We start from the raw sequence: 12,631 nt of genomic DNA on the forward strand, positions 1-12,631 counted from the left end.
GATTAAAAAAGGACTGTTAATACAGTCCTTTTTCTTTTAATTCTTTTCGTCGAGATGAAATTCTTTTAAATCAATTTGCACGGTTTGCGTTGGCAAAGAGAGTGCTTGACTGACATAGAGGTTGATTAATTTCTGGCGTGAACCAATTGAACGTTGATAATAACTTGAGTTTAAAAGCAACGCAGCGCCATAAGTTAGTGACCAGATATAAGATAAATAGTCACGAATCGACATATCATAGTTCTGCGATTTTAAATATTTCTCAGTCATATCTTTCAAAGAAACAATACGTTGCTGGCGAACTTCATAAAGCTCATCAAATAGATGCTTTAACTTTGATTCGGTCATCGTTAAATGCTCTTCGAGCTGATGCAGCAAAATCGTACGACTAGGTGCCATCAGGTGATGCAACATATAACGAGGTGCGTATTCTTTGAAGTCAGTGTTGTACTGGTCTGAAATCTTTAGAATTTCTTTTTCATTTTGAATGATTAATTCAAGTAGCAATTCATTTTTGCTACGAAAATGCTTGTATAAAGTGCCCTTAGCAATATCTAGTTCGGCAACCAGTTCATCTAAGGTCATTTCTTGGTTGTTTTCTAATAATAATTTTTCCGCAACCTGCAAAATTTTTTCTTTACGAATTAAGAACTGGGTATGACGATCAGGATTCATGATGCTTATAAGCTCCTCATAGTGTTCTAAACGGCATCGCATAATTGTTGAACACAATCATAATGCTAAGCAATGCTTTTATATATCAAACTTTAGCTTTGATATGATCAAGCGTTTTGTGGTTCCCAATTTGAGATACCGCGGAATAATAAGCGTACTTGCGTCGCTGCATTATCAATAAAGAGGTTTTGCTGTTCCAGTAGATGATCAATCGTAAATTGTTTTGGTAAATTGATCCATGTCATTGCCCATGTAAATGACATATTAATTAAGATGGTGGATAAGACTTGCAGATCTTTGGCTTCTTTGATGTGCTTAAAGGTCTCAAGCTTGCATAAGTCGATAGCAAGGTCTTCAATTAAAAACTCAATTTCGCGTGCGATTGCGATCCGGACGGATTCTGAACCACCCCAACGCTCCGCAATCATAAACTGCCATTGTTGTGGGCTGTGGTTAACTGCCTGTACAAATAGCTCAATACTAGTACGTGTTTTCGCACCGCCACTATGCTGTAAATAACTTTGTCCAAGTTGATGAATCAAACTTTTTAAGTGCAGCGAAACTTGGTCAACAAGCTCTTGCCCCAAAGCTTCCATATCTTGGAAATGACGATAAAACGCAGTTGGTACTAAACCAACTTCACGTGCAACTTCACGCAAACTAATACTACTAAATGAGCGCCCTGAAGTACTCAGGTGAAGTGCCGCATCTAGTAGAGCCTGCCGACTTTGTTGTTTTCGTTCATCTCTAATCGACATGAATAAGACTCATTGAAACCGTACAGCAGAGTCTAGCAAAAAAAACAGGATTTTTTTAGCCCTGAGCGAGGATTAAACAAAGCAACTTTTGTCCTGAGAAGCGTCTAAAGCTTCGCAAGAAGATGAACAGCTGTGCTGTGAATATGGGATTAAATAAAGCTACTGTGTCTTGAGAAGCCCCTCCGAAGCCTCGTAAGAAGAAAACAATCTGAGCGCTGAGAAGTCTTTATCAGCTTATCAAAAAGCTGATTAGTTATTTGAACGGGAGCGGATGATGCTCAATCAAGATGCATAGATGTATTGGTGCAGGACTGAATACAATGTGATCAAAAACTATTTTCTTAATCTTTTTAAAAACTTATTAAAAAGTATAAAAAATATTCAAAAAATTAGTGAACAAGTGTTGACTCAGTGAACACAAATAAATATAGTGTACATATGTTCACTACATGAACATTTGTTCACTCAATATAAATAGCCAGATACAAAACGAGGAACGTATGAATGCAAAGTTAGGTTATCAGCCACATTGGGTAAGAGAAGATTTCGTTGATTTTGTTTTGCAAAAAATAAAACCAACATTTGCTTGGAAACGCATTCTTGCTGAAGTGACAGCTGTGCGTCCATTAAGTACAGATATGGTTTTATTGACCTTAAAACCAAATCATAACTTTGACCTTTCTCGTGTATGTGCAGGGCAAAGTGTTTTGATTACCTTGATGATCCAAGGGGTATATCACCAACGTAGCTACTCTATTATAGATATCACTGAACAAGGTGAAATCCGTTTAGGCATTAAAGTACAAGGTCTTGTATCAAGTGCAGCACAACTTTTACATGTCGGTGAAAGTGTTGAGATTTCTCAAGCACAAGGTGATTTTGTACTCCATCAAGGACAGCAACCTGCGGTATTCATTGCCTCAGGTTCTGGGATTACTGCAATTTATTCATTAGTGAAACAAGCAATTGCACAACAGTTAAAAGAAATACATGTGGTGTACTTCAACCGTGCTGAAGTCTTCCACCAAGAAATCTTGGATTTGGCGCAGCAATATCCACAAGTGAAATATCACTTTTTTAATACTGCTGAACAAAAGCAGCATTTAGATGATGTGTTATTAAAGCAATTGGTTCCGAACTTTGCTGAATTGCAAGCCTATGCTTGTGGTCATCACAGCATGATGCGCCAAGCACAAGAAATTTATACGCAACATGGTGTAGTAGAAAATTTTCATCAAGAGTTTTTCCAACCTGTTCAACTTGAACAGTCGAATGAAGCTCAGAACATTACATTCCGTCGTTCGCAACAAAACTTTATTGCAACGACAAATCTTTTAAGTAGTGCAGAACAAGCAGGATTACGTCCACAACATGGTTGTCGAATGGGGGTATGTAATCGTTGTAGCTGTACCAAAGTCAGTGGTGTAACGCAAAACGTGCTCACAGGTGAAATTGATGATCAGCCAAACCGTGCGATCAAATTATGTGTGAGCCAAGCCCTTAGCCCAGTCACGATTGACCTATAAAAACAAAGACATTTGAGGATTATCGCAATGAATATGGCATTAGAATTTAAAGCAGCATCAAAATCAGCTCATCTAACACCAGAGCAAATAGAAGAGTTTGGTCGTCGTGTAGAACAGATTCGTTTAGATGTGATGCAGAATCTAGGCGAACAAGATTCAAAATATATTTATAAAGTACGTAATTTCGTGCGTTATACCGAAATCGCATCTCGTGGAATGTTGATGTTCGGTGGTTGGATCCCACCAGTATGGTTGTTGGGGACAGCCATGCTTGGTGTGTCTAAGATCGTAGAGAATATGGAACTTGGTCATAACGTGATGCATGGTCAGTTTGACTGGTTGAATGATCCAAGTTTACGTGGCGAAGATTATGACTGGGACAACACTTGTTCAGGTAATGACTGGCGTTATACCCATAACTATATGCACCATACTTATACCAACATTGTCGGTAAAGACCATGATGTGGGATATGGCATCTTACGTGTAACAGAAGATCAGAAGTGGGAAGTGCGTCATCTGTTCAATATCCCATTGGCATTACAATTGATGTTCTTCTTCCAATGGTATGTGGGCGTGCAAAACTTACATCTTGAAGATGCTTTGGTATATAAAACCAAAACGTGGAAACAAGTTTGGGCAGATGCAGCTGAGTTCCGTAAGAAAGCTAAACGTCAAGTCTTAAAAGATTATGTGTTCTTTCCAGCGATTGCGACTATTAACTTTATTCCTGTATTAGCAGGGAATGCGGTGGCAAATATTATCCGTAATCTTTGGTCATCAGCCGTGATTTTTAATGGTCACTTTACTGAAGATGCTGAAACATTTGAAGCGGATAACACTGAAAATGAAAGCAAAGCAGAGTGGTACTTACGTCAGATCCGTGGTTCGAGTAACTTTACAGGCGGTAAGTGGATGCACTTTATGAGTGGTAACTTGAGCCATCAAATTGAGCATCATTTATTCCCAGATATGCCAGCCAATCGTTATGAAGAAGTTGCACCAAAAATCAGAGCTTTATGTGCTGAATATGGCGTGAACTATAACGAAGCAAACTTTATGAAACAGTTCTGGACCGTTTGGGTACGTTTAGCGAAGTGCTCATTGCCAAATGATATGGGTGCAAACCTAACTCAAGCATTCAGCAAACTGAAAGCAAAATTGAAGCTTGCTTAAACTGGTGAATTGTAACGAATAAGTAAAACTGAAAGTACGTGTAATTGAGCTATACTATGGCGCAATGATATTTGAGCCATAGTTTTAAGGAATCGTTATGCGTATTGACCAAAGAGCATTAGACCAATTACGTGAAGTAAAAATTACGCGTAATTATACCCGTTACGCGGAAGGTTCAGTTTTGGTTGAGTTTGGTCATACCAAAGTGTTGTGTACGGCGAGTATTGATAATTCAGTACCGCGATTTCTGAAAGGTCAGGGTCAAGGTTGGGTCACTGCTGAATACGGTATGTTACCGCGTTCAACACATACCCGTAGTGACCGTGAGGCAGCACGTGGTAAGCAGACAGGTCGTACTCAGGAAATTCAACGTTTAATTGGTCGTAGCCTTCGCGCCATGGTTGATTTGAAAAAGTTGGGTGAAAACACGATTACGATTGACTGTGATGTTATCCAAGCTGACGGTGGTACACGTACTGCAGCAATCACAGGTGCAGCGGTTGCCTTGGTTGATGCGATGAATGTGTTACTGAGCAACAAAAAAATTAAACAAGACCCATTAAAGGGTTTGGTTGCAGCAATTTCGGTCGGGATGTATCAAGATGAAGTCCTACTCGATCTTTGCTACGAAGAAGATTCAAATTGCCAAACGGATTTAAACGTGGTGATGACACAAGCTGGTGAGTTTATTGAAATTCAAGGAACGGCTGAAGAAAAACCGTTCACACGCCAGCAGTGCAATGCCATGTTAGAGCTTGCAGAGAAAGGAATCTTGGAATTGATTCAGAAGCAACAGCAAGCACTCGGTTGGTAAGTTCCAGTTGATAGTGCGGGCGGTCTGGTTTTTTTAGACCGCCTTTTTTTATCTTCGATGTCATTGAATTGCTATAAAACAATCATTCAACTGTCATTTATATTGTATTGACTATCTGCACGAATATTTTAACGGATAGTAAAATGCGAAATTTCCTTTTAGTGCTGCTGAGTAGTAGTGTCTTCTTATTAAGTGCGTGTAATGACAATAATAATGGCGATAACAATAAACCTACGCCAACACCAGAGCCGCCAACCTCGAACTGTAAAATCCATTGCGCCCCATAATAAGAATAAGGAAATAACAAATGAACCGTCGTGATTTTTTATTAAATTCAACCAAAGCACTTTTTGGAACAGCCGCTTTAACAAGCTTTCCAATGAGTATTCAAAAAGCATTAGCGATTGATGCCAAAGTAGAAACAGGAACAATTAAAGACGTTAAACATGTGGTGATTCTGACCCAAGAAAACCGTTCGTTTGATAATTATTTTGGTACCTTGAAAGGTGTACGTGGTTTTGGTGACCGTTTTACCATCCCTTTAACTCAGGGACGTAAAGTTTGGGAGCAATATGATGCGAACAAAAACAAAGTTTATCCCTACCATTTAGACAGTACGCGCGGTAACGCACAGCGTGTCAGTGGAACACCGCACTCATGGACCGATGGGCAGTACGCGTGGGATCATGGTCGTATGGGAAATTGGGTTCAATATAAACAACCTCAGTCTATGGGTTATTACAAACAGCAAGAAGTTGAGTTTCAGTTTGCTTTAGCCAATGCCTTTACTTTATGTGATGCATATCACTGTGCGATGCATACAGGAACTAACTCGAATCGTATGATTATTTGGACAGGAACGAATGGCCCAACTACAGGAAATGTGGCTAGTGTAGTCAATGATTTAGATGCGATAGGTCCATCAACGACAGGTTATGATTGGACAACTTATCCAGAACGTTTACAACAAGCAGGTGTAAGCTGGAAAGTTTACCAAAACATGCCAGATAACTTTACAGATAATCCTCTAGCAGGATTTAAACAATATCGTCGTGCCAATGAATTGTCTGGGAAACCCGTCAGTAACAGTACCATTTGTCCTGCCTATGATCCTGCGATTGATCCAAATCAACCATTATATAAAGGGATTGCCAACACCATGCCGGATGGCGGATTTCTTGGGACATTTAAAGAGGATATTGCCCAAGGTCAATTACCTCAAGTGAGCTGGTTGGTCGCTCCAGCGACCTATAGTGAACATCCTGGACCTTCAAGTCCAGTTCAGGGCGCGTGGTATATTCAAGAGGTTTTGAATGCTTTAACGGAGCGTCCAGAAATTTGGAGTCAGACTGTCTTTTTAATTAATTTTGATGAGAATGATGGTTTCTTCGACCATGTGCCATCACCAAGTGCACCATCAATTGATGTGTCTGGTGAGGTCTGTGGTAAGTCGACATTAACTGAAGCGCAGATGTCGTATGAATATGCAACACATGACAAGGCATCATCGGGACAGCCAAACTTTACCGATCCAAAAGTAAGTAATGGGGTTGGGGTATATGGACCAGGGATTCGTGTTCCAATGTACATCATTTCCCCTTGGAGTCGTGGTGGTTGGGTCAATTCACAAGTATTTGATCATTCTTCGGTGATTCGTTTCTTGGAACAGTGCTTTGATGTAGAAGAACCGAATATCAGCCCTTATCGTCGTGCAGTATGTGGTGATTTAACGACAGCTTTTGATTTTGAAACACCGAATATTGTTCCATTGCCAGATCTATCAGGGAAGAAAACCAAAGCTGAAGCTGATGCAATCCGTAAAGCACAAGAAGGTTTAGCTCAGGTGAGTCGCCCGCTGAATCAAGCTTATCCAATACAAGAAACAGGTATTCGTCCATCACGTGCACTGCCGTATATTCTTCATACCAGTGCCAAAGTTAATGTTGCTGAGAAAACTGTAAAGTTGATGTTCTCCAATACAGGTACACATGCTGCAGTTTTCCATGTCTATGACAAATTGAATCTGGATGCTGTGCCGCGCCGCTATATGGTTGAAGCAGGCAAACAATTGGATGACATTTGGCAAACCAAAGAAAGTCGTTATGACTTATGGGTACTTGGGCCAAATGGTTTCCATCGAAGTTTTACTGGTGATTTATCTCAAGCAGAGCAGTCTGCTGCCTTACCTGAGATACGCGTGTGTATGGAAGAGTGTGATCCGAAACTTTTCTTAAAAGTGCGTAATGATGCAGCTCAAACTGCAAAATTCATCGTAAAAGCCAACGCGTATTTACCAAGTCAAACATGGCAAATCGAAACAGATGCAGCAGAGAAAGAGTTAAGCTGGGATATGAGCGAGTTTGGTGGCTGGTATGATTTCACGGTGACTATGATCAACGAGCCAAGTTATAGCCGTCGGTTTGCTGGTCGCATTGAAACAAATGAAGATTCAATTTCTGATCCATACATGGGCTTTGTTGGTTCATGATGTTTTAATTCTGCGATTGCAAAAAACAGTCTAAACACAGTTTAGGCTGTTTTTACTTGATTCTAGTTGGAGATGTAAAACATGATGTTATCATTTTCTACATACCTTAACTGACGCATTTCATAATGTAACAGAGCACGCAAATTTGACTCATTTTGCTTTGTTAAATTTATAAAATTGAAAGAAAACAAAATAGGGATGAGAATGTTACAAGTATTTCTCGTATTTTTGACCGCAGTTACTTTTGTCTTGATGGCTGCTGACCCCAGACCTACTGATTCAACCGAAGCCAAATCAGCATGGACTGAGCGAGCTGAAGAAAGAAAAATAGAGATGCCTGAGGTTTCGGCTCAACCAAAACGTTCAGAGCAAGAGAATAAATCTGAACAAGGTTAAGCGTTAAAACGCATCGATAAATCGACAGCGGTTACATCTTTGGTGAGTACGCCCATCGAAATATAATCCACACCTGTCGTTGCGACTTCACGTAGATTTTCAATGGTGATATTACCTGATGCTTCTAATTTACAGCGTCCAGCGACATGCTTCACCGCATCAATCATTTGTTGTTGGCTAAAGTTATCCAACATCACAATATCAGCCCCAGCTTCAAGCGCCTGATTCAGCTCGTCCCAAGTTTCAACTTCAACTTCAACAGGTTTACCTGGTGCAATGTCATGTGCTTTGACAATCGCTTGGGCAATACCACCAGCTGCCATGATGTGATTTTCTTTAATTAAAAATGCATCAAATAGACCTAAACGATGGTTTTGTCCACCGCCAACAGCCACAGCATATTTTTGTGCGATGCGTAATCCGGGTAAGGTTTTACGCGTATCCAATAATTTTGTATTTAATCCATCAAGCTGTTTAACGTAGTTTGCTGTTTTGGTCGCAACGGCTGAAAGCGTTTGTACAAAGTTTAACGCTGGACGCTCAACGGTGAGAAGGCTACGTGCTGAACCAGCAAGCTTTAGAAAAGCTTCATTTGCTGCAACAACATCACCTTCTTGCTTTAACCATGTAATTTGTACAGTTTCGTCATATGCCTTTATTAACGTATCAACCCAAGGTCGTCCCGCTAGAACCATCTCTTCACGAGTAATGATCGTGGCAGTCGCTTGTTCATCTACAGGTGTTAACATGGCAGTAATATCGCCATCCCCAATATCTTCTTGTAATGCTTGTTGAATATTGATTTGAATAGATTGTTCAAGCAAAGATTGAGGAATACTCATACCATTTCCAGTATATTTTTGGCCAAAAAACTTGTGCGTTATATTAGCACCCTCAACATAAAAAATAAGTATTTCGTCTCGATTATTCGTGATAAAGCATGTCAGAATGCAGCATAGAAATATTAAATTGCTGATTCGAATGACAATGCAACACTCTAAATTTGCTCAAGTTCAGGATGGTGTATTAATTGGGGCAACTCAAATAGCATCTCCAAATTTTAATGTACGTCCAGATGGCACTGATATCCAACTGATTGTAATTCATAATATTAGTTTGCCTCCTTCACAATTTGGTGGGGGCTATATTCAGCAGTTTTTTCAGAATAAATTAGATTGGTCATTGCATCCTTATTTCCAGACTATTGAGGGAATGCAAGTTTCTGCACATTTATTGATCTTGAGAACAGGTGAGGTCATCCAATTTGTGAATTTTAATGAGCGTTCTTGGCATGCGGGACGTTCTAGTTATTTAGCTCAAAAAGAATGTAATGACTATTCGATTGGAATTGAGCTGGAAGGAAGTGATGATTTACCATTTGAAAAAGAACAATATCAATCACTGGTAGAGGTTGTACAAACGCTTCAGCAAGCTTATCCAAAAATTCAAAATCATATTGCAGGACATTCTGATATTGCACCAAAACGTAAGACTGATCCCGGACCATTTTTTGACTGGCAGTTGTTCCGTTTCCAATTATCAGCAGCAAAATTATCCAAAAAAACATCGTTCGATTTATGATTTCACAACGAAATCTATTTGGACTTTCATTACAATAACGCTTTTTAAAAGATAAGCCGTAGGTGAATGCGATGGCATTGTGGCGATCGACTGTCATTGTCAGTGCAATGACGATGTTATCCCGAGTGTTGGGATTAGTACGAGATGTAGTACTACTCAACGTATTTGGTGCAGGGAAGGACTTCGATACATTCGTTGTTGCATTTCGTATTCCTAACTTTTTTCGGCGTTTATTTGCTGAGGGTGCATTTTCACAGGCCTTTATTCCTGTTTTAACAGAATATAAGACCAGTCGTGCACATGCCGAAGTTCAGATTTTAATTAGTCGGGTATTTGGCTGCTTATTAACAGCCATGACCCTATTAACGTTTGTGGCAATGGTTGCTGCACCTGCCATTATTTATCTGTACGCACCTGGTTTCCATAACGATCCTGAAAAATTTGCATTAGCTGTTGATATGTTTCGTTTAACGATTCCATATTTGATGTTTATGTCATTAACGGCATTTGCAAGTAGTATTCTGAACAGTTATGGCTCTTTTGCCTCACCTGCATTTGCACCTGTTTTATTAAATGTTGCCATGATCGCAGGGGCATGGTGGTTAACGCCGTTCATGGCTGAGCCAATTATGGCACTAGGTTGGGCAGTCATTGTGGCAGGTGTATTGCAGCTTGCGATTCAAATTCCTGAGTTATGGAAGAAAAACTTACTTATTCCACCAAAAGTAGATTTTAAACATGAAGGTGTAGATCGTATTTTAAAGCTGATGTTGCCAGCTTTATTTGGTGTCTCAGTAACGCAAATTAATTTATTGCTCAATACAATCTGGGCATCATTCATGCAAGATGGTTCAGTCTCTTGGCTTTATAGTGCTGAGCGAATGACGGAGCTTCCATTGGGATTGATAGGTGTGGCAATTGGTACGGTGATTTTACCGTCATTATCAGCACGTCATGCCGAGCAAGACCAAGCCAAATTTAAGAGCATGATCGATTGGGCCGCTAAAATTATTATGTTAGTCGGTATCCCTGCCAGTATTGCTTTATTTATGTTATCGACACCGATTATTCAAGCATTGTTCCAACGTGGTGAGTTTACGTTAGAAGATACTCAAATGACGGCTTTAGCATTGCAATGTATGAGTGCTGGCGTGATTTCATTTATGTTGATCAAAGTATTCGCACCAGGATTTTATGCACAGCAAGATACTAAAACGCCAGTGCGTGTGGGTTTAATGGCGGTTGCGGCTAATGCTATTCTAAACGTGGTATTTATTGGTTTCTTTAAATTAATTGATTGGCATGCAGAGCATATGGCACTGGCCCTCGCTTCATCAGGTTCTGCTTTAGTGAATGCAGGAATGCTGTATTTCTATTTACATAAGCGTCATATCTACCGTTTTGGCGCACATTGGAAGAAATTATTTTTCCAATTTGCGGTAGCGAATATGACCATGATTGCAGCCTTGAGGTATGCCTTAACATGGTATCAAGGTGATGTTTCACAATGGTTCCGTATTGTAGAAGTGATTGGTCTATGTGTGGTTGGCGTTGTGGCCTATTTAATTGGTTTAGTGGCTATGGGTTTTAGACCAAGACATTTAAAACATTAATACTCAATTATTCTAAAATTGAACCCTCCGAGATGGAGGGTTTTTTGTTATTTTACTTCGATCAGTTCGATATCAAAAATCAGTGTACTGTTCGGGCCAATTCCATCACCAGCACCAATGTCGCCATATGCTAAATCGGCAGGGATAAAGAAGCGGCTTTTACCACCTTCTTTCATGGTTTGAACACCTTCGGTCCAGCCAGAAATGACTTGATTGAGTTTAAACTCAGCAGGATGATTGCGTGCAATAGAACTATCAAAAACAGTGCCATCAAGCAAACGGCCTTCATAATTCACTTTCACCATAGAGGTGGCTTTAGGTGATTTACCTTTACCTTCTTGTAAGACTTGATACTGTAAGCCTGATTTTGTTGTGATGATGTCTGCTTTTTTGGCATTTTCCGCTAAAAAAGCTTGACCAGCTTGCTCGTTTTGTTGCGCTAATTCTTGAAATTCAATCAACTGTTTTGCTTCAAGGCGTTTTTTATATTGATTTAAAACATTCGCCATTTCTTCATCGCTTAATGATGCTGTTTTACCTTGGGTCGCATCCTTTAAGCCCTGCACAAAGGTTTCAATATTTAAATCTTTCAGGGTTTCTGCATTTCCTTTACCCATCAAGTATCCATAACTATAGCCCAACTGTTCCTTTTGGGGGCTTTTTAATGTTGTCGGTGCTGCTTGAACCGTACCAATAGCTGATGCAATTAAAATTAGACTTAGTTTTTTCATTATTTCTTCCAAAATAAAGGAGAGCACATGCTCTCCTTATATCAATTATTTTACAGAGATTAATTCAACATCAAAAATTAATGTACTGTTAGGTGGAATAGAACCCGGTACGCCTTGCTCACCATATCCAAGATTTGCAGGGATGTATAAAGTTGCTTTACCGCCTTCTTTCATCAGTTGTAGACCTTCAGTCCAACCAGGAATCACTTGATTAAGCGGGAATTCAATTGGCTCGCCACGATCGTAAGAGCTGTCAAAGACCTTACCATCAGTGAGCTGACCTTTGTAGTGAACTTTAACGACAGAGGTGGCAGATGGCTGTTTACCAGTACCTTCTTTAATAATTTTGTACTGTAGACCTGAAGCAGTTGTTTTGACACCTTCTTTTTTGGCATTTTCTGCTAAAAAGCTATTGCTTGTCGCCTCTGCTTTTTTCGTTTCATTTAACTGTTTTTGTTGAATTTCTTTTTGAAAATCAACATAGGCTGCTTGTAGCTCTTCTTCTGTATATGCTGCCGGTTTTTGCGCATGTGCATCGCGGAAACCAGTAATAAATGAATTTGTATCTAATTCAGGAGGTGTTTGCTTTGCAACTTCATAACCTAAGGCATAACTGATTTTTGCTACAGGTGCTGCATTTTTATCAGCTTTAGCCCCAAGTTCAGTTGTTGGATGTTGTGTAGCGTAATAAACAGGAACAAGCGCTGCACCGCCTAAAACGGCTGCAACAACAAAAGGTAAAGCTTTACTCATGAGATGTCCCGATATGAGTTCTTAGTAAAAAATATGGCATTGATCTTAGCATGTCTATGCTGATCCATTGAATAACCCATTTGAATAATACGTGTATTTTTTATTAGGTTTTTGTTTTTA

General features: G+C 39.7%; 13 protein-coding genes. 8 read left to right on the plus strand and 5 right to left on the minus strand.

The features are described from left to right. Positions 1-36: 36 nt before the first annotated feature. Entirely contained in the window at positions 37-675 is a 639-nt protein-coding gene (locus IO68_RS19075; RefSeq protein WP_004882156.1) for a TetR/AcrR family transcriptional regulator, read from the minus strand. Between the two features lie 107 nt (positions 676-782). Beyond that, positions 783-1,433: a TetR family transcriptional regulator gene (locus tag IO68_RS19080; RefSeq protein ID WP_004882151.1), complete on the minus strand. Its 651-nt coding sequence runs from the start codon at positions 1,431-1,433 to the stop codon at positions 783-785. A 500-nt stretch (positions 1,434-1,933) separates the two neighbouring features. Between IO68_RS19080 and IO68_RS19085 the strand changes: the two genes are divergently transcribed. The 6 genes from IO68_RS19085 to IO68_RS19105 all read left to right on the plus strand — a co-directional run bounded on the left by IO68_RS19085 (position 1,934) and on the right by IO68_RS19105 (position 7,833). Further along, positions 1,934-2,959 carry a ferredoxin reductase gene (locus IO68_RS19085; RefSeq protein ID WP_023012572.1) on the plus strand — a complete coding sequence of 342 codons (1,026 nt, stop codon included), beginning with the start codon at positions 1,934-1,936 and terminating at the stop codon, positions 2,957-2,959. A gap of 33 nt (positions 2,960-2,992) precedes the next feature. Continuing rightward, the gene (locus IO68_RS19090; protein ID WP_171056614.1) at positions 2,993-4,135 is read left to right on the plus strand and encodes a fatty acid desaturase family protein; all 1,143 of its coding nucleotides are present in this window, start codon (positions 2,993-2,995) and stop codon (positions 4,133-4,135) included. A gap of 97 nt (positions 4,136-4,232) precedes the next feature. Next, a complete protein-coding gene (rph, locus tag IO68_RS19095; RefSeq protein ID WP_004882145.1) occupies positions 4,233-4,949 on the plus strand; it encodes a ribonuclease PH in 717 nt (238 codons plus the stop codon). A gap of 143 nt (positions 4,950-5,092) precedes the next feature. Continuing rightward, positions 5,093-5,236, plus strand: coding sequence for a hypothetical protein (locus tag IO68_RS33980; RefSeq protein ID WP_165593525.1), 144 nt, complete (start codon positions 5,093-5,095; stop codon positions 5,234-5,236). Positions 5,237-5,256: 20 nt separating this feature from the next. Continuing rightward, positions 5,257-7,437 carry a phosphocholine-specific phospholipase C gene (locus tag IO68_RS19100; protein WP_023012573.1) on the plus strand — a complete coding sequence of 727 codons (2,181 nt, stop codon included), beginning with the start codon at positions 5,257-5,259 and terminating at the stop codon, positions 7,435-7,437. Positions 7,438-7,641: 204 nt separating this feature from the next. Beyond that, complete coding sequence (locus tag IO68_RS19105) at positions 7,642-7,833, plus strand: hypothetical protein (RefSeq protein ID WP_023012574.1); 192 nt, start codon at positions 7,642-7,644, stop codon at positions 7,831-7,833. Here IO68_RS19105 and nadC read toward each other — a convergent pair. Continuing rightward, positions 7,830-8,675: a carboxylating nicotinate-nucleotide diphosphorylase gene (gene nadC, locus IO68_RS19110; protein ID WP_023012575.1), complete on the minus strand. Its 846-nt coding sequence runs from the start codon at positions 8,673-8,675 to the stop codon at positions 7,830-7,832. The two genes, IO68_RS19105 and nadC, sit on opposite strands and share 4 nt — an antisense overlap. A gap of 145 nt (positions 8,676-8,820) precedes the next feature. On the opposite strand from nadC, the gene ampD reads away from it, so the two are divergent. Together ampD and murJ are read left to right on the plus strand one after the other, a co-directional pair. Further along, positions 8,821-9,414, plus strand: coding sequence for a 1,6-anhydro-N-acetylmuramyl-L-alanine amidase AmpD (gene ampD, locus IO68_RS19115; RefSeq protein ID WP_034603172.1), 594 nt, complete (start codon positions 8,821-8,823; stop codon positions 9,412-9,414). A gap of 62 nt (positions 9,415-9,476) precedes the next feature. Then, a complete protein-coding gene (gene murJ / locus IO68_RS19120; RefSeq protein WP_171068554.1) occupies positions 9,477-11,027 on the plus strand; it encodes a murein biosynthesis integral membrane protein MurJ in 1,551 nt (516 codons plus the stop codon). 47 nt (positions 11,028-11,074) lie between these two features. Here murJ and IO68_RS19125 read toward each other — a convergent pair whose 3' ends face one another. Together IO68_RS19125 and IO68_RS19130 are read right to left on the minus strand one after the other, a co-directional pair. Beyond that, a complete protein-coding gene (locus tag IO68_RS19125) occupies positions 11,075-11,758 on the minus strand; it encodes an FKBP-type peptidyl-prolyl cis-trans isomerase (protein ID WP_023012578.1) in 684 nt (227 codons plus the stop codon). Positions 11,759-11,803: 45 nt separating this feature from the next. Next, entirely contained in the window at positions 11,804-12,511 is a 708-nt protein-coding gene (locus tag IO68_RS19130; protein WP_004882136.1) for an FKBP-type peptidyl-prolyl cis-trans isomerase, read from the minus strand. Between the last annotated feature and the right edge of the window lie 120 nt (positions 12,512-12,631).

The sequence above is a fragment of the Acinetobacter sp. COS3 genome (assembly GCF_000475335.1).
In the GTDB taxonomy this organism is placed as follows: Bacteria; Pseudomonadota; Gammaproteobacteria; order Pseudomonadales; family Moraxellaceae; genus Acinetobacter; species Acinetobacter venetianus.

What these genes read in the sequence shown, in the direction of transcription:
- IO68_RS19085 (WP_023012572.1), top strand. Translation starts at nt 1,934, where the DNA reads ATGAATGCAAAGTTAGGTTATCAGCCACATTGGGTAAGAGAAGATTTC.
- IO68_RS19090 (WP_171056614.1), top strand. Translation starts at nt 2,993, where the DNA reads ATGGCATTAGAATTTAAAGCAGCATCAAAATCAGCTCATCTAACACCA.
- ampD (WP_034603172.1), top strand. Translation starts at nt 8,821, where the DNA reads ATGCAACACTCTAAATTTGCTCAAGTTCAGGATGGTGTATTAATTGGG.
- IO68_RS19100 (WP_023012573.1), top strand. Translation starts at nt 5,257, where the DNA reads ATGAACCGTCGTGATTTTTTATTAAATTCAACCAAAGCACTTTTTGGA.
- nadC (WP_023012575.1), bottom strand. Translation starts at nt 8,675, where the DNA reads ATGAGTATTCCTCAATCTTTGCTTGAACAATCTATTCAAATCAATATT.
- rph (WP_004882145.1), top strand. Translation starts at nt 4,233, where the DNA reads ATGCGTATTGACCAAAGAGCATTAGACCAATTACGTGAAGTAAAAATT.
- IO68_RS19105 (WP_023012574.1), top strand. Translation starts at nt 7,642, where the DNA reads ATGTTACAAGTATTTCTCGTATTTTTGACCGCAGTTACTTTTGTCTTG.
- IO68_RS19080 (WP_004882151.1), bottom strand. Translation starts at nt 1,433, where the DNA reads ATGTCGATTAGAGATGAACGAAAACAACAAAGTCGGCAGGCTCTACTA.
- IO68_RS19125 (WP_023012578.1), bottom strand. Translation starts at nt 11,758, where the DNA reads ATGAAAAAACTAAGTCTAATTTTAATTGCATCAGCTATTGGTACGGTT.
- IO68_RS33980 (WP_165593525.1), top strand. Translation starts at nt 5,093, where the DNA reads ATGCGAAATTTCCTTTTAGTGCTGCTGAGTAGTAGTGTCTTCTTATTA.
- IO68_RS19130 (WP_004882136.1), bottom strand. Translation starts at nt 12,511, where the DNA reads ATGAGTAAAGCTTTACCTTTTGTTGTTGCAGCCGTTTTAGGCGGTGCA.
- IO68_RS19075 (WP_004882156.1), bottom strand. Translation starts at nt 675, where the DNA reads ATGAATCCTGATCGTCATACCCAGTTCTTAATTCGTAAAGAAAAAATT.